At 72.4% G+C, this 15,275-nt stretch carries 16 protein-coding genes; 10 read left to right on the top strand and 6 right to left on the bottom strand.

All coding sequences use genetic code 11. From position 1 onward, the window contains the following. Positions 1-56 precede the first annotated feature (56 nt). Both BS80_RS26985 and BS80_RS26980 read right to left on the bottom strand, forming a co-directional pair. The gene (locus BS80_RS26985; protein ID WP_051967245.1) at positions 57-599 is read right to left on the bottom strand and encodes a DUF4383 domain-containing protein; all 543 of its coding nucleotides are present in this window, start codon (positions 597-599) and stop codon (positions 57-59) included. A gap of 120 nt (positions 600-719) precedes the next feature. After that, positions 720-1,106 carry a DoxX family protein gene (locus BS80_RS26980; RefSeq protein WP_035803036.1) on the bottom strand — a complete coding sequence of 129 codons (387 nt, stop codon included), beginning with the start codon at positions 1,104-1,106 and terminating at the stop codon, positions 720-722. Positions 1,107-1,346: 240 nt separating this feature from the next. Between BS80_RS26980 and asnB the strand changes: the two genes are divergently transcribed. Beyond that, positions 1,347-3,197, top strand: coding sequence for an asparagine synthase (glutamine-hydrolyzing) (gene asnB / locus BS80_RS26975; RefSeq protein ID WP_035803034.1), 1,851 nt, complete (start codon positions 1,347-1,349; stop codon positions 3,195-3,197). Between the two features lie 49 nt (positions 3,198-3,246). Here asnB and BS80_RS26970 read toward each other — a convergent pair whose 3' ends face one another. Then, the gene (locus tag BS80_RS26970; protein ID WP_035803032.1) at positions 3,247-3,429 is read right to left on the bottom strand and encodes a hypothetical protein; all 183 of its coding nucleotides are present in this window, start codon (positions 3,427-3,429) and stop codon (positions 3,247-3,249) included. A 225-nt stretch (positions 3,430-3,654) separates the two neighbouring features. Here BS80_RS26970 and BS80_RS26965 point away from each other — a divergent pair, with 225 nt between their 5' ends. Then, positions 3,655-4,047: an RDD family protein gene (locus BS80_RS26965; RefSeq protein WP_051967244.1), complete on the top strand. Its 393-nt coding sequence runs from the start codon at positions 3,655-3,657 to the stop codon at positions 4,045-4,047. A gap of 265 nt (positions 4,048-4,312) precedes the next feature. Here BS80_RS26965 and BS80_RS38085 read toward each other — a convergent pair whose 3' ends face one another. Next, positions 4,313-5,155, bottom strand: a complete 843-nt coding sequence (locus tag BS80_RS38085) for an AfsR/SARP family transcriptional regulator (RefSeq protein WP_157536628.1) — start codon at positions 5,153-5,155, stop codon at positions 4,313-4,315. Between the two features lie 150 nt (positions 5,156-5,305). Between BS80_RS38085 and BS80_RS26955 the strand changes: the two genes are divergently transcribed. From BS80_RS26955 to BS80_RS26920, 8 genes are all read left to right on the top strand, one after another. Then, a complete protein-coding gene (locus BS80_RS26955; protein ID WP_035803030.1) occupies positions 5,306-6,676 on the top strand; it encodes an FAD/NAD(P)-binding protein in 1,371 nt (456 codons plus the stop codon). 345 nt (positions 6,677-7,021) lie between these two features. Then, positions 7,022-8,554 (top strand): ATP-binding protein, encoded by a 1,533-nt coding sequence (locus BS80_RS26950; protein WP_157536690.1) that lies wholly within the window; start codon positions 7,022-7,024, stop codon positions 8,552-8,554. Then, positions 8,554-8,958 carry a roadblock/LC7 domain-containing protein gene (locus BS80_RS26945; protein ID WP_198045658.1) on the top strand — a complete coding sequence of 135 codons (405 nt, stop codon included), beginning with the start codon at positions 8,554-8,556 and terminating at the stop codon, positions 8,956-8,958. Before BS80_RS26950 ends, BS80_RS26945 begins: the two co-directional genes overlap by 1 nt. Further along, positions 8,955-9,317: a DUF742 domain-containing protein gene (locus tag BS80_RS26940; RefSeq protein ID WP_035803024.1), complete on the top strand. Its 363-nt coding sequence runs from the start codon at positions 8,955-8,957 to the stop codon at positions 9,315-9,317. Before BS80_RS26945 ends, BS80_RS26940 begins: the two co-directional genes overlap by 4 nt. Then, positions 9,298-9,915, top strand: coding sequence for a GTP-binding protein (locus tag BS80_RS26935; protein ID WP_035803022.1), 618 nt, complete (start codon positions 9,298-9,300; stop codon positions 9,913-9,915). Before BS80_RS26940 ends, BS80_RS26935 begins: the two co-directional genes overlap by 20 nt. Before the next feature lie 93 nt (positions 9,916-10,008). Then, positions 10,009-11,433 (top strand): cytochrome P450, encoded by a 1,425-nt coding sequence (locus BS80_RS26930; RefSeq protein WP_035803020.1) that lies wholly within the window; start codon positions 10,009-10,011, stop codon positions 11,431-11,433. A gap of 196 nt (positions 11,434-11,629) precedes the next feature. Then, positions 11,630-12,505: an alkaline phosphatase family protein gene (locus BS80_RS26925; protein ID WP_035803019.1), complete on the top strand. Its 876-nt coding sequence runs from the start codon at positions 11,630-11,632 to the stop codon at positions 12,503-12,505. 134 nt (positions 12,506-12,639) lie between these two features. Next, positions 12,640-13,104 (top strand): COG1361 family protein, encoded by a 465-nt coding sequence (locus BS80_RS26920; RefSeq protein ID WP_157536627.1) that lies wholly within the window; start codon positions 12,640-12,642, stop codon positions 13,102-13,104. 18 nt (positions 13,105-13,122) lie between these two features. On the opposite strand, the gene BS80_RS43905 is transcribed toward BS80_RS26920, so the two are convergent. Together BS80_RS43905 and BS80_RS26910 are read right to left on the bottom strand one after the other, a co-directional pair. Further along, positions 13,123-14,625, bottom strand: coding sequence for a glycoside hydrolase family 16 protein (locus tag BS80_RS43905; protein WP_332262199.1), 1,503 nt, complete (start codon positions 14,623-14,625; stop codon positions 13,123-13,125). A 74-nt stretch (positions 14,626-14,699) separates the two neighbouring features. Further along, the gene (locus tag BS80_RS26910) at positions 14,700-15,236 is read right to left on the bottom strand and encodes a GNAT family N-acetyltransferase (protein ID WP_035803015.1); all 537 of its coding nucleotides are present in this window, start codon (positions 15,234-15,236) and stop codon (positions 14,700-14,702) included. Between the last annotated feature and the right edge of the window lie 39 nt (positions 15,237-15,275).

Here is a 15,275-nt window from a genome sequence, read left to right as displayed (position 1 = left end):
GGGCCCGCACACGCCTTACGAAAAACGGACGGACGCAATACGGACGGACGGGCGGATCAGTGCCGCACGGTCGGGCGCAGCGCCGTCTTGAACGCCGGCACGTGCCAGCGGCCCTGGATGGCGGTCTCCTCCTCGTGCGGGTCGGTGTGCCGATGCTGCCAGTAGGGATTGTCGTGCGGCAGGTGGCCGCTGACCCTGCCGTACATCCCGAAGGTGGCGATCATCAGCCCGAAGACGAAGCTGAAGAGCACGTTGGCCATCCGGAAGGCCAGGTGGTTCCAGCTGCTGCCGAGCGCCGCCAGGCCGACGAAACCGGCCACGAAGAAGATCGCTCCCACGGACATGTTGATCCAGGAGGCGGTGTTGCCGCCGATCACCGCACCGATCATCAGAACGGCGCCGAACACGATGGACAGCACGCCGAGCGCGCCGTTGCTGGACAGACCGGCGAGGTTGTTGCCGGTGGTGTCCAGGAAGCCCGCCTCACCGGCCAGGCCGAAGCAGCCCCAGATCAGCAGCAACAGGCCTCCGAGACCGGCGCCGAAGCGGTAGACCTGGGCGAGCCGGTGGTCGACGGGGAGTTCGTTCTGCAGTTTCATTGCGGCCTCCACCAAGCGGTTCAGTGGTCGTGGACCGGACGGGCGCGCGGCGTGCGGGCCGGATGGCGGGCGACGGGTGCGCGACGGCTGTCACATCCAGGGACGGATGTCACCTCCAAGTTACGCCTGTCGGCGCACCTTCGAGCGCTTGGCGACCCCGAGCGACCAGAGCACCAGCGGCACCTGGAGCGGCAGCCGGCCGTAGGCGAGGGCCTTCTCACGCGGACCGCGATCGCGCCAGTCGAGCGCCATCTTGACGTTGGCGGGAAACACCGCGACGAAGAACCCCGCGCCGGCCAGGGCGCCGACCCGGCGGGTGGCGGGGACCGCGACGGCGGCGGCCAACGCCAGCTCGGCCACACCACTGGCCCGGGTCCAGTCGCGTGCCTCCCCCGGCAGCCATCCGGGGACCAGCTCGTCGAACATCTTCGGCTTGCGGAAGTGCGCGGCACCGGCTGCTCCGAGCAGGGCGGCCAGCGCGTACGGGGAGAGGCGACGGAGGGACAAGGCGGCCTGCTTCCGGTCGATTTCGGGGGCGGAGCGCCAGATTACCCGCCGGTAGCAACCAGTGGGACTGTTCGAGCCTGAGCGAATTGACGGAACCTCATGCACATGCCGTTCACGAGGCGTAGCGTGACCATCTGCACACGGATCGATGCAGCGGACGGCCCTGCTCCCACTCGTACCGCAGGGCTGCCACTGCCGCCTGCCCCCGTCGGGGCGGCCAACCTAGGGAGTCTGCAAGAGATGTGCGGGATCACCGGCTGGGTGGCGTTCGACCACGACCTCACGACTCAGCAGCAGGCCATGGACGCCATGACCGCGACCATGATCTGCCGCGGCCCCGACGCGGGCGGCGTCCACCTCACACCGCGCGCCGCGTTAGGCCACCGGCGACTGGCGGTGATCGACGTCGAGGGCGGCGTGCAGCCGATGACCGTCGAGGAGGACGGACGCCTGCTCGCCTCGCTCACCTACAGCGGTGAGGTCTACAACCACCTGGAGCTGAAGGCCGAGCTGGAGAGCCACGGCCACCGCTTCCGCACCCGCAGCGACACCGAGGTGGTGCTGCGCGCCTACCTCCAGTGGGGCAGCGGCTTCGTCGAGCGACTGAACGGGATGTTCGCCTTCGCGATCTGGGACAACCGCAGCGAGGAACTGCTGCTGGTCCGCGACCGGATGGGCGTCAAGCCCCTGTACTACTACCCGACCGCCGATGGTGTGCTCTTCGGTTCGGAGCCCAAGGCGATCCTGGCCCACCCGACCGTCGACCCGGTGGTCGGCCTGGACGGGCTGCGCGAGCTGCTCTCGCTCGTCAAGACGCCCGAGCACGCGGTGTACCAGGGCATGAAGGAGGTCCGCCCCGGACACTTCGTGCGGGTCCGCCGCCAGGGCCTGACCGTGCACCGCTACTGGTCGCTGGAAGCCCAGGAGCACACGGACGACCTGGACACCACCATCGGCACGGTCCGCGACCTGCTGGACGACATCGTGCGCCGCCAGCTGATATCGGACGTGCCGCTCTGCTCGCTGCTCTCCGGCGGCCTGGACTCCAGCGCGATCACCGCGCTGGCCGCCCGCGGCCTGGCCGCGTCGGGCACCGGGCCGGTGCGCTCGTTCTCGGTCGACTTCGCCGGGCAGCTGGAGAACTTCCAGCCGGACGCGCTGCGTGCCACGCCGGACGGCCCGTTCGCCCATCTGCTGGCCCGGCACGTCGGCGCCGACCACAGCGACATCGTGCTCGACGTCGCCGCACTGGCCGACCCGGCCAACCGCAACGCCGTGCTGCACGCCCGCGACCTGCCGTCCGGCTTCGGCGACATGGACACCTCGCTCTTCCTGCTGTTCCGCGAGATCCGCCGGCACTCGACGGTCGCCCTGTCGGGCGAGTCGGCGGACGAGGTGTTCGGCGGCTACCCCTGGTTCCACCAGCCGGCCGCGGTCAACGCCGACACCTTCCCCTGGCGGGCCGCGGCCGAGCAGCTGGCCGGGACGGGCGTCGCGCCGCGCGAGGGCCTGCTCGACCCGGACCTGCTGAGCCGCCTCGACCTGGAGGCCTACATCGCGGACAGCTACCGCAGCGCGATCGCCGAGGTCCCGCACCTGCCCGCCGCCGACCCACTGGAACGCCGGATGCGGGAGATCTGCTACCTGCACCTCACCCGGTTCGTGAACCTGCTGCTGGACCGCAAGGACCGGATGAGCATGGCCAGCGGCCTGGAGGTCCGGGTGCCGTTCTGCGACCACCGGCTCGTCCAGTACGTGTTCAACACACCGTGGGCGATGAAGACCTTCGACGGCCGGGAGAAGAGCCTGCTGCGCGCGGCCACCCGCGACGTGCTGCCGACCGAGATCGTCGAGCGGGTGAAGAGCCCGTACCCGAGCACCCAGGACCCGGGCTACCCGCTCGCCCTGCACACCGAGCTGACGGCGCTGGCCTCCGACCTCAAGGCGCCCTCGCAGGGACTGATCAACCAGGCCGCCCTGTCGACGGCGATCGCCCCGGGCAGCGACCCGCAGCGGGCACGCTCCAGTGCCGAGGTGCTGCTCGGCCTCGACGGCTGGCTGCGGGAGTACCCGGTCTCGCTGCGGGTCTGAGCCGCAGCGAGAGCGCGGGACCCCTCGCGGGGTCCCGCGCCGATGCGGGTCAGCGGTACTCGTCCTCGTCGACCGGGACCTCGCGGCTCTGCTCGACCGCGTCCGCGACGTCGGCGGCAGCGGCCAGCGGAAGCTCGTCGAGTGCCGGAACGGCCTCGCCGACCGGGGTCTCGGCCTCCAGATCCTCCGGGTCCAGCGACTCGGCGACGAACTCCGCGGCGTAGTCGGACATGACCTCACCCCTCACGGCTCGGGGACCTCGGCGGCCCCTGCTGTGCTCAACACTTACCCGACCAGACGCGCCCCACTCAGGACCCTCCCCCGCACGTCGGCGTGTTGGCGCCGCCGATGTGCCACCACACCGGCGCCCGCGCCGCCACTCGGCGCACCAGCGGTTGCACGCCCGCCTCCCGCGGCCACCCTGGAGACAAGGACCGGCGCACGCGAGGAGAGAGCGTTGACCTACGCCCACTGGTCGGTGCGGGTGGTGTCCCACATGATCGACATCCTGGCCTGCGGCGCGCCGAACATCATCGCCGGCGTGTTCGACCCGGGGAACGTCGCCCTCCAGGTCGGCATGGGCGCGGTGTCGCTGAGCCTGCTGGCGTACAACCGCTGGTACCTGGCGGGCCGGACGGGCCAGAGCTGGGGCAAGCACCTGATGGACACCACGATGGTCCGCTCGGACGGCTCCCCGGAGGTCGGCGTGCTGCGCGCCTTCCTGCGCGACCTCGCCCACCTGCTCGACACACTGTCCTGTTTCGTCGGCTGGTTCTGGCCACTTCGGGACGCCAAGCGACAGACCTTCGCCGACAAACTGGCGAGTACCGCGGTGCTGTCGACCGTCTGAGAATCCGGGCCGCCGGGAAAACACCCTCGCTAATTCCCGGCGCCGCTTTTTCCCGTTCCGCATACGGTCCGCATATGGGCCGCATACCAGCAGGTCGGCGCCCACGCGGGGCATTGCCCGCCGACCTCGGGAAATACCCGCAGACCCGCTCCGGTCCCGCGTCGGCCACGGTTCGACAGGGTTGACAGGGAGATCCCCCGGCGGCTTTTCTCGACTTCGCCGATTCCGACGAAGTGAGGCCAGCGCCGTGCCCGTGTCCGTGCCGTCACACCGTCGTGACGGACCTGGCCCCGACCGGGCCACCGCCCGACCCGTGCAGGTCGGCGGTCCTGATCGCCCCGAGCAGCGACTGCACCGCGATCGCGCTGCGGTTGAGCACCGCCGACTGCAGCGAGGCCAGGTTCCGCGACGGCTCGACGCCCAGTTCGGCCCGCAGCAGCCGGCGGAACTCCTGGTAGGCGGCCAGCGCCTCGGAGAGATCGCCGTCGCCGTGGTGGGCGGCCATCAGCACCGCCCACGGCCGCTCGCGCAGCGGGTGGTCGGCGATGATCGAGCGCGCCCGCACCACGGCCTGCGCGCACGGTCCCGCGTAGAGGGCGGCCTCGGCGAGGTCCTCGCGGCAGTGCAGCCAGAGTGCGTCGAACGCGGCGAGGTGGCGGCGCAGCCGTACGGAACCCGCCGCGTCGACGCCGGCCGGTCCTCGCCACAGCGCCAGCGCCCGGCCTAACACCCGCTCGCTCTCGACGGAGTAGCCGGTGTCGAGCAGCCGGCGCCCGGTGCGCACCAGATCGGCGAACAGGCGGTGGTCCACCTCGCAGTCAGGAGCATCGAGTTGATAGCTGACGCCCAGTCGGCCGGCGCGCCGCCCGGAGAGCACTCCGCGGCCCGCCACCTGCAGTTCCCTGCGCAACCGGCTCACGTACTGCCGCAGGTTGGCGTTCGCGGAGGCCGGCGGTTCGTCCCAGAGCAGTTCGAGCAGGCGGGACTGCGACATACCGGTCCCCGGATCCAGGCTCAGCGCCACCAGCGCACCGCGGACCATCACCGACGTCGGGGCCCGCTCGACCCCCGCCGCCTCGATGCACACCGGCCCGAGAATCCGGATCACCGCAGCCCCCTTTGAGTAACTCCCGAACAGCTCACTGTAGTGCGCGGCCACCGGGCCATCAGCCCCTGTCAGCACCTGATCCGGCCTGATCCCACCCGTGCCGCACCTGCCGGCACGCCCCCGACCAACCCGTACTGAGAGGTGTAGAAGATGACCGGCAGCCAAGAGGCGCAGCCGACCCACCAGGTCGCGGTGATCGGCGCCGGGGCCTCCGGAACGCTGACCGCGGCCCGGCTGCTCCAGCGCGCCCGGGAGCGCCGACTGCCCCTGGACGTACGGCTGATCGACCCGGCCGACGCGGGCCGCGGCGTCGCCTACGGCACCGAGGACCCGCGCCATCTGCTCAACGTGCCGGCCGGCCGGATGAGCGCGTACGCCGAGGACCCCGGGCACTTCCTGCGCTGGGCGACGGCGCAGCAGGCCACCGACCCCGGCTTCGGCGACTTCCTGCCGCGCCGGCTCTACCGCCGTTACCTGGCCGACGTGTTGGAGCGCGCGGCGGAGCCGGGCGGCGGCGTCCGGCTGCACCACCTGCGCGAGCGGGTCCTGGGGCTGACGGCCGAGCCGCGCGCGGTCGCGCTGCGGCTGCCCGGCGAGGCCGCGGTGCGGGCCGACGCCGCGGTGCTCGCGCTCGGCAACCTCCCTCCCACGCTGGGCTGGGCGCCGCCGGAGCTGCGCGACTCGCCGTACTTCGTGGCCGACCCGTGGGCACCCGGGGCGCTCGCCGCGATCCCCGAGGACGCCGACGTGCTGCTGGTGGGCACCGGCCTGACCATGGTCGACGCCGCGCTGACCCTGGACCGCCCCGGCCGCGTGATGCACGCGGTGTCCCGCCACGGCCTGCTCCCACAACCGCACGCCACCGGCGAACTCCCGGTGCTCGCACCGCCCTTGCTCGACGACTCGGGCGACCCGCGGGCGACGGCGCTGCGCCAGATCGGCACCGCCCTGCGCCTGCACGGCGACTGGCGGCCGGGCGTGGACAGCCTGCGACCGGTCACCGCCGCCCTCTGGCAGCGCCTCGACCTGGCCGAACGGGCCCGCTTCCTGGCCAGGGACCTGCGGCACTGGGAGGTGCACCGCCACCGCATCCCGCCGCGCACGGTGGCCGCCCTGGACCGCGCCCGGGCCGCCGACCGGCTGCGGACCGGGCGCGGCGAGGTCGCCCGGGTGGTGCCGACCGCCGCGGGCCTCAAGGTCGAACTCGTGGACGGCACCGCCCTGGAGGTCGGCGCGGTCGTCAACTGCACCGGCTCGCAGGCCGACTTCCGCCGGCCCGATGACCCGCTGGTGGCGGACCTGATCGCCTCCGGCACCGCGCGGCCCGGACCGTGCGGCCTGGGCCTGGACACCGTCGACGCCGGGCGCCTGGTCCCCGGCCCGGGCGGCCCGGCCGCTCCGCTGTGGACGCTGGGCCCGCTGCGCCGCGGCAACCTGCTGGAGACCACCGCCGTCCCGGAGATCCGCGACCAGGCCGACACCGTCGCCGTAGCCGTCCTCGACGCGCTGGTGAGCCGCTGAACAGCCTGCCGGGAACACCCGGCGCCCCCCTGCCCACAGACGGGCAGGGGGGCGTCGTACATGACCGCGAGGGTGACCTATCACCAACTCTCGCCGTCGCGGGGCAGTTTCTCGGTTATTCCCCTCTCATGAGCGAACTGGGCCCGGACGTCGATACGACCGGCCCGAGGCGGGCAATGCTGGTGCCAGCACCACCCCGACCGGCGGGGTGCGAGGCGCCGAATCGGCTGTGCGGAAGGGCTTTTGAGGCCCTGTCAGCACTGTCCTGACAGCCCCGCCCCGGACGCGGCCCGCACCCGCTGGTCCCACCCGTCTCCGTACTCTTTTGATCGTTTGAGGATGCTGATGCTTCGTGCTGGATCGTCACCCGGAGGTCAGCGCTCCGCTCCCGTTCTGGCGTGGCTCCTGCCCACGGTCGTGACGGCGGCCGTCGCCGTCGTCGCCGCGTCGGTCGCCCCCGGCGACGCCCGTGCGGGAGTCGTCTGGTTCGGCGCGGTGGGCACCGCGGCGGTGGCCGTGGTGGCCGCCGAGGCGGCGCGCCGGGGACGCGCGCTGGCGGCGCTGCGCAGGCGGCACGCCCAGCGGGAGAGCGAGTTGCACCACCGCCTGGCCCGGTGCGACGCCGGGATGATCCGGCTGGCCAGGGTGGAGGTGCCCGAGGCGGTCGGCCGGCTCCAGCGCGGCGAGTTCATCGAGGACGTGCTGAAGGGGTACCGGCCCCAGGACACCACCGACCCGCAGTTCGAGGCCACCCGGCAGTCCGTGCTGCGCTCGGTCCTGGAGGCCGTCGACAACGAGGAGGGCATGCGCGAGTCCACCCAGCGAGCCTTCGTCAACATCGCCCGCCGCGTGCAGGCGATCATCCACCGGCAGGCCCAGGACCTGCGCGAGATGGAGCACCGGCACGGCAACGACCCGGCCGTCTTCGAGGACCTCCTGAAGCTGGACCACGGCAACGCGCTGGTCGGCCGCCTCGCGGACAGCATCTCCGTCCTCGGCGGCGCCCGCCCCGGCCGGCAGTGGAGCAGGGCGGTGGGGCTCTACAGCGTGCTGCGCGGTGGCATGTCGCGGATCCTGGACTACCAGCGGGTGGAACTGCACCCGGTCTCCCAGGTCGCCGTGGTCGGCCCCGCCGTCGAACCGCTGATCCACGCGGTCGCCGAACTGCTGGACAACGCCACCCGTTACTCCCCGCCGCAGACGAGTGTGCACCTGACCGCCGTCGAGGTGCAGACCGGTATCGCGATCGAGATCGAGGACGGCGGCCTCAGCCTGAGCGAGGAGGGCCGCGCCCGCGCCGAGCGGATGCTGGCCGAGGCGGCGGCCGGCATCGACCTCAACGACCTCGGCGAGACCCCCCGGCTCGGCCTGGCCGTGGTCGGCCGCCTCTCGCGGGCCTACGGCTTCCAGGTCTCGCTGCGCCCGTCCGCCTACGGCGGTGTGCGGGCCGTGCTGATCGTGCCGCAGGAGCTCATCACCACGGCGCCCGCCACCGGACGGCCCAGCGGCATCGGCATCGCCAACGCGCGCCGGCCCGCCGGCGGACCGCGGCCGTGGGGGGCGAGGGCGGTGCCGCCCTCCTCCACGGGCCCGCTGCGCGGGGCCACCCTGGGCACCGTCGCGGCGCCGGGACCGGCCGACGACGAGGCGCCGGTGGTGACCGAGTGGACGCCGAACGGCCTGCCGCAGCGCCGCCGTCACGCCGCGCCCTCCCGCGCCGCCGCGCCCAGGCCCGTCAGCACGCCGGCCCCAACCCAGGAACCGGTCCAGCCCGGCATGTGGCTGGCCGCGTTCACCGAGGGGGTGAACGGCCACGCACCGTCCAGCGGTGCGGCCGGCCCCACCAACGAAGAGTCGGCAGCGGAGGGCGAGCAGTGATGCACCAGCGGACCAACATGGACTGGATGCTCAAGGACCTCGCGGAGAGCGTCCCGTGCGTCCGCCACGTCATCGTGCTCTCCGCCGACGGCCTGCGGATGGCCCAGCACGGCGCCGACGCCGACACCGCCGACCGCCTCGCGGCCGCGTGCGCCGGCCTGCAGAGCCTGGCCACCGCGGTGGGACACGAGTTCCCGCACGGCGACGGCCGGATGCGGCTGGTCGTGATCGAGATGAGCGGCGGCTTCTTCTACCTGATGGCGGCCGGCGCCCGGGCCTACCTCGCGGTGCTGGCCGACGAGGGTGTCGACGCCGGGCTGATGGGTCAGCAGATGCGGGACCTGGTCGCCCGGATCGGCGAACATCTCAGCACCGCCCCACGCAACGGCGAGCAGGTCGCATGAGCGAAGCCGACCCGGGCCCGAGCGAAGAGGACGACCCCGAACGTCTCTACGTGATCACGCGAGGCCGCAGCGGTCCGAACGGGGAGACCATGCTCGACCTGGTCACCCTGATCGTCTCCCGCTCGGACCCGACTCCCGCGCTGCAGCCCGAACACGCGGACATCCTGCGGATCTGCGGCTCGCCGCTGTCCGTGGCCGAGGTCTCGGCCTACCTGCGGCTGCCGGTCAGCGTGGTCACCGTGCTGCTGGCCGACCTCCTGACCCAGGAGCTCATCGAGGCCCGCGCCTGCGTCCCGCAGGCGATCCTTCCCGACCGTGCCCTGTTGGAGGCGGTGATTCATGGACTTCAGAAGCTCTGAACCGGTGGTGGGGCCGTCGAGCGCGGACCTGCTGCCGGCCTCGGCCGCCATGGCGGTCAAGGTGGTGATCGTGGGCGGCTTCGGCGTCGGCAAGACGACCCTGGTCGGCTCGGTGAGCGAGATCCGCCCACTGACCACCGAGGAGACGATGACGCAGGCCGGAGCCGGCGTCGACGACCTCGCCGGGGTCGAGCGCAAGACCTCCACCACGGTCGCGATGGACTTCGGCCGGATCAGCATCAGCGACGAGCTCGTCCTCTACGTGTTCGGCACCCCCGGGCAGGAGCGGTTCTGGTTCCTCTGGAACGGCCTGTTCGAGGGCGCCCTCGGTGCGGTGGTCCTGGTCGACACCCGCCGGCTGGAGGTCAGCTTCGAGGTGATCGGGCGGCTGGAGGATCGCGGCGTGCCCTTCGTCGTCGCGGCCAACACGTTTCCGCAGTCGCCGAGTTATCCGACCGAGGAGCTGCGGGCCGCACTGGACCTGCCGCCCGAGGTGCCGATCGTGACGTGCGACGCCCGGACCCGCGAATCCAGCCGGGACGTCCTGATGGCCCTGATGCGCTACCTGTACGACCTCTCGGCCCAGCCCGTGCCGTGACCGCCGCCGCACGACCACCGTTCACGAGCACCGTTCACGAGCACCGTTCACGAGCACCGCTCACGACCGCCTCGCGCCGACCCCGGAGATACCGTGACCACCCCGTACCCAGAGGACTCCCCCACCCCGCCCCCCGGCTGCCCTGCCCACCGGGCCGGCACCGATACCCTCCGGCGGCTCTACGGTCCCGAGGCCGAGGCCGATCCGATGGGCCTCTACGAGAAACTCCGCGCCGAACACGGCGAGGTGGCACCCGTGCTGCTGCACGGCGACCTCCCGGCCTGGCTGATTCTCGGCCACTCCGCGAACCTCACCGCCCTGCGCACCCCGTCCCGGTTCTCCCGGGACTCCCGCCGCTGGAGCGCGTTCCAGGAGGGCCTGGTCACCCCGGACTCCCCGCTGATGCCGGTGATCGCCTGGCAGCCGCTGTGCGTCTTCGCGGACGGCGAGGAGCACCGGCGCCTGCGCGGCGCGGTCACCGACGGCCTGAACCGCTTCGACCGGCGCGGGATCCGCCGCTACGTCACCCGGTTCACCGACCAGCTGGTCGAGGACTTCGGGTCCACCGGCCGGGCCGAGCTGGTGGCCGGGTTCGCCGAGCACCTGCCGATGCTCGTGATGACCCAGGTGATCGGGATGCCCGAGGAGTACGGGCCCCAACTGGTCGCCGCGGCACGTGACCTGATGAAGGGCACCGAGACGGCGATCGCGAGCAACGACTACGTCGTCCAGACCCTGCGCCGCACGATGGAACGCAAGCGCGTGGCCCCCGGCGCCGACCTCGTGTCGTGGCTGATGCAGCACGAGGCAGGGCTCACCGACGACGAGGTGCTGGAGCACCTGCGGGTGGTGCTGCTGGCCGCGAACGAGACGACCGTCAACCTGATCGCGGACACCCTGAAGCTCGTCCTCACCGACCCGCGGTTCCGCGCCCACCTGTCCGGCGGCCACATGACCCTCGCCGAGGCCCTGGACCAGGTCCTCTGGGACGCCGCGCCGATGTCGTTGGTCGCGGGCCGCTGGGCCACCGGCGACACCGAACTCGGCGGGCAGCAGATCAAGGCCGGCGACATGCTCCTGCTCGGTATCGCGGCCGGCAACGTCGACCCGGCCGTCCGTCCCGACCTGGCGAAGCCGCTCTACGGCAACCGTTCCCACCTGGCGTTCGGCGGCGGCCCGCACGAGTGCCCCGGCCAGGACATCGGCCGGGCCATCGCGGAGACCGGCATCGACATCCTGCTGACCCGCCTGCCGGACCTGCGACTCGACATTCCCGAGGAGGAGTTGACCTGGACCTCGGCCTGGCTGTCCCGGCATCTGGTCGAGCTGCCGGTGTGCTTCACGCCCCGGATCGAACCGGAACCGGAACCCGAACACGAGCCGGAGCCAGAGCCGGTGGTCGCCGCCACCACCCCCGCACCGGTGGCTCCCCCGGTGCCGGTGACGCCGCCGTCAGCCCCGCGGCACCGCCCCCGACGCACCTGGTGGCGCGTCCTCACCGGGGTGTTCCGGCGCTGACCCCACGGCGGGCGCTCCCCCGAGCACCCGGCGGGCCGGGCGGCAACCGGCGGGCGAACACTTGACCCCTGACAGGTAAACAGTTCGATCGACGAGCCCGATAATCCCGGGAAGCGGCTGGGCGGCCCGCCCCCGGGACCCCGCTCGTCCGGCTAGGGTGCCGACAGCTCCCGCTCCCGAAAGATCGGATCCCCCCGTGTCCAGCAGCTGGCCCGCCGGCCCCCGCCGTGTCCTGGTCGTCGGCATCGACGGCGTCCGCCTCGACCTCCTGCCGGAGCTGGACACCCCGCATCTGGACGCGGTCGCCGCCGCCGGCTTCCTCGCCCCGGTCGAGGTGGACGAGGCCACCCCGACCATGTCGGGACCGTGCTGGGCCACCATCGTCACCGGTGTGAGCGTGGCCAAGCACGGCGTCTTCGGCAACCACTTCGGCGGCAACCGACTGGACGTCTTCCCCGACTTCACCACCCGGCTGGCCGCGGTCCACCGCCGCCGCACCTTCGCCGCCGGCGGCTGGGAGCCGCTCTTCCTGGCCCGCCAGGGCGGCCCGCTGTTCGCGGCGCCCGGCCGGCTCTCCTACATCGCCCCGCTGGAGGACACCCCGCAGGCCTGGGAGGTCTGCGACGAGCGGGTGACGGCCGAGGCCGTGTACGTGCTGGGCGGCGACGACGACCCGCAGGCCTCCTTCGTCTACCTCGGCGCGGTGGACGAGACCGCGCACTTCCTGGGCTGCGGCGAGGAGTACCGGCAGTCGATCCAGGCCGCCGACGAGAGGCTCGGCCGTCTGCTGACCGCCGTCCGCGAGCGCCCGGGCTACGCCGACGAGGAGTGGACGGTGATCGTGGTGACCGACCACGGCCACCTCGACCAGGGCGGCCACGGCGGGCGCAGCACCCTGGAGCGCACCGCCTGGGTGGCCGCCTTCGGCCCCGGCATCGAGCCCGGCGCCCCCGTGCGGACCGTCCGGCACCCGGACGTCGCCGCGCACGTCTACGCGGCGCTCGACATCACCCCCGACCCGCACTGGACGCTGGACGGGCGCCCCTTCACCCCGGCACTGAGCCGGGTCTGACCGCTCCGCACCGCTCAGCCATCCGGGGGCGGGCGGCGGCGGGGTGGGCGTTGCGCGGCCGGACCCGGTCCGCCGACTCCTACCGTGACCGTGTCCGAGCAGGATCAGGCACAGCGCGTGCGAGGTGTGGACCGATGGTTCGTAGATTGGCAACGGTGGTGGCGGTGTGCTGCGTGGCGGGCGCCCTGCTGGGTGCGGCGCCCGCCACGATCCGTGCGGAGGGCACGGATCTCAAGGTCAAGCGGATCGATCCCGACCCGGTGGCCGCGGGCGGCCTGACCGTCGTGCGCGGGTTCGTGGCCAACAAGGGCCCGGCGGACGCGGGCGAGTTCACCGTGACGGTGTCACTGCCCGAGGGCGCCACACCCGAGGGGCCGTTCTTCCCGAAGGGCTGCGCAGTGGTGGGAGACCGGACGGTCCGCTGCAGGTTCCGCGCCGGCCTGCAGGTGGAGCAGACGGCGACCGCCCAGGTCCCGGCGCGGATCGACGCGGACGTGCCGGCGGACACCGTCCTCCACGGCACGGTGTCCGTCAGCAGCGACAACGACCCCTATCCGAACAACGACACGGCGACGTTCGAGATCCAGGTCACCTCCTGAGCGACGCGATCGCGCCGGTCAGCGGTAGACGCGGACGTAGTCCGCGGCGAAGCTGGCCGGCGCGGTGCCGCTCGGGCCCGGGTGGAAGTCCCCCGAGCAGAGCGAGAGGTTGAGGATCAGGTAGGCCGACCAGTTCGCGCCCACGCCCCTGCCGTCCTCGAAGACGTTCACCCCGTTCACGTACCAGCCGACCGACTTCGCGCCGTAGTGCGTGCCGATGGTGACCCACTGCCCGGGCTTGACCGCGTCCTTGTCGGTCCAGTACTTCTGCGCGTGGATGACGTGGTTGGTCAGCTCCAGCAGGTTCGGGTTGTCCGGGTGGTACTCGAAGGAGTCCACCTCGTTGCCGCCGTCGCGCCAGGTCCACAGCGCCGGCCAGGCGCCGATCGTCTCCGGCAGCTTGACCCGGGTCTCCGCGTAGTCGCCGGTCCTGACCATGAACTTCTCGGCCGTGTTCTCGGTGGTCAGCAGACCCGTGCTCCAGGCCTGGCTGCCGCCCGGGAGGGTGAAGACGCTGGGCCGGGCGGTGAAGGTGGCCACGCCGTTCGCCACCGTGACGCCGTTCGGGTCGATCCGGTCGAGTTTGTCGTCGTCGGGGTTGTGCGTGCCGTACTTGTACGCGCTGCTGGTTGCCTTGTTCCACCGGGCGGCCGAGAGCGGTCCGTCGAACTCGTCGGACCACACCAGTCTGGTGCCGGCGATCGGCGAGGTCGGGGTGGCCGCGGTGACCGTCAGGGTCTGTTCGGTCAGGTTGTGCCAGCCGCCGGCCTGGTCCTGGTAGAAACCGAACATCCGGTACGTGCCCTCGGGGAGGGTGCGGGCGCCGGTGGTCAGCGAGACGCCCTGCGGGCAGATCGACGTGTCGGTGAGCCCGCCCGGGAAGTCCAGGTTGGTGTCCGCCGCGTCCCGCACCCCCACGCCCACCACCTTCGCGGTGAAGCAGAGCGAGGAGTGCAGCGTCAGCCGCGCGGTGAACGGGGTGCCGGTCGGCACCGAGCTGGGCTCCAGCCGATCCTGCGTCACCCGGGGCGCGGGACCCGGCGTGGGCCTCGGAGTCGGAGTCGGAGTCGGGGTGGGCGTCGGGGTCGGCGTGGGCGTGGGGGTCACGCCGACGACCAGGCGCTGCTCGGTGAGGTTGTGCCAGCCGCCGCCCTGGTCCTGGTAGAAGCCGAAGATCCGGTACGTCCCCGCCGGGAACGACCGCGCGCCGGTGGTCAGCGACACGCCCTGCGGGCAGATCGTCGTATTGGTCAGCCCACCGGGGAAGTCCAGGTTCCGGTCCGCCGCGTCCCGCACCCCCACGCCCACCACCTTCGCGGTGAAACAGGCGGACGAGTGCAGCGTCAGCCGCGCGGTGACCGGAGTGTTCGGGGTCGCCGACGTGGGGGTCAACCTGTCCTGGGTCACCTGGGGCGACGGTGGGGCGGACCAGCTGGGGGCCGAGCCGACGGTGGGGATCGCGAGCAGTGCCAAGGCGCAGGCGAGGACGCCGGCGCGCGCACGGAGGCGGAGTGGGGTCACAAAATGCAGACTAAACACACATAAAGGCGGTCACCACTTGTCACGAATGATCGGCAGAATGTGACATCAGGTGTTCAGAGCACCTTGGTCAGCGTCTCGAAGGCCAGGTCGGGCCGCTTGGGCACGCCGAAGCGCTCCTCGCCATAGGGGAACGGCGAGAGCACACCGGTGCGCCGGAACCCGCGCCGCTCATACCAGGCGATCAGCTCGCTGCGCTGGACGATCACCGTCATCTCCAGTTCGGCGGCCTGCCACTCCTCGCGGGCGAAGCGCTCCGCCTCCGCGAGCACCGCCCGGCCCAGCCCGCCGCCCTGGCGCTCCGGCCGCACCGAGAACATCCCGAAGTACGCCCGCTCGCCACGCCGTTCCAGCTGGCAGCAGGCCAGCAGCTCACCGGCCCGCTCGGCCACCAGCACCCGGCTGTTCGGCCTGGCGAGCAGTTCCGCGACGGCGTCCGCGTCGGTGCGCTGACCGTCCAGCAGGTCCGCCTCGGTGGTCCAGCCGACCTTGCTCGCCTCCCCGCGGTAGGCGGACTGGACGAGCGCGACGAGCGCGTCCGTGTCGCTCCCGGTCGCGGGGCGGAAACTCAGGGCGGGGGCGGACGATTCCATGCGGTACTCCAAACAGGCGTAGGAGAGTCTCCCCCGCAT

Source organism: Kitasatospora mediocidica KCTC 9733 (genome assembly GCF_000744225.1).
In the GTDB taxonomy this organism is placed as follows: Bacteria; Actinomycetota; Actinomycetes; order Streptomycetales; family Streptomycetaceae; genus Kitasatospora; species Kitasatospora mediocidica.
The sequence above is the reverse complement of the archived record's forward strand: the minus strand, read 5'-3'. Positions and strand labels throughout refer to the sequence as shown.

Coding starts and splice junctions, on each gene's coding strand:
- BS80_RS26950 (WP_157536690.1), top strand. CDS start 7,022: ATGCTTCGTGCTGGATCGTCACCCGGAGGTCAGCGCTCCGCTCCCGTT.
- BS80_RS26920 (WP_157536627.1), top strand. CDS start 12,640: ATGGTTCGTAGATTGGCAACGGTGGTGGCGGTGTGCTGCGTGGCGGGC.
- BS80_RS26935 (WP_035803022.1), top strand. CDS start 9,298: ATGGACTTCAGAAGCTCTGAACCGGTGGTGGGGCCGTCGAGCGCGGAC.
- BS80_RS26985 (WP_051967245.1), bottom strand. CDS start 599: ATGAAACTGCAGAACGAACTCCCCGTCGACCACCGGCTCGCCCAGGTC.
- BS80_RS26955 (WP_035803030.1), top strand. CDS start 5,306: ATGACCGGCAGCCAAGAGGCGCAGCCGACCCACCAGGTCGCGGTGATC.
- asnB (WP_035803034.1), top strand. CDS start 1,347: ATGTGCGGGATCACCGGCTGGGTGGCGTTCGACCACGACCTCACGACT.
- BS80_RS26945 (WP_198045658.1), top strand. CDS start 8,554: ATGCACCAGCGGACCAACATGGACTGGATGCTCAAGGACCTCGCGGAG.
- BS80_RS26910 (WP_035803015.1), bottom strand. CDS start 15,236: ATGGAATCGTCCGCCCCCGCCCTGAGTTTCCGCCCCGCGACCGGGAGC.
- BS80_RS26970 (WP_035803032.1), bottom strand. CDS start 3,429: ATGTCCGACTACGCCGCGGAGTTCGTCGCCGAGTCGCTGGACCCGGAG.
- BS80_RS26940 (WP_035803024.1), top strand. CDS start 8,955: ATGAGCGAAGCCGACCCGGGCCCGAGCGAAGAGGACGACCCCGAACGT.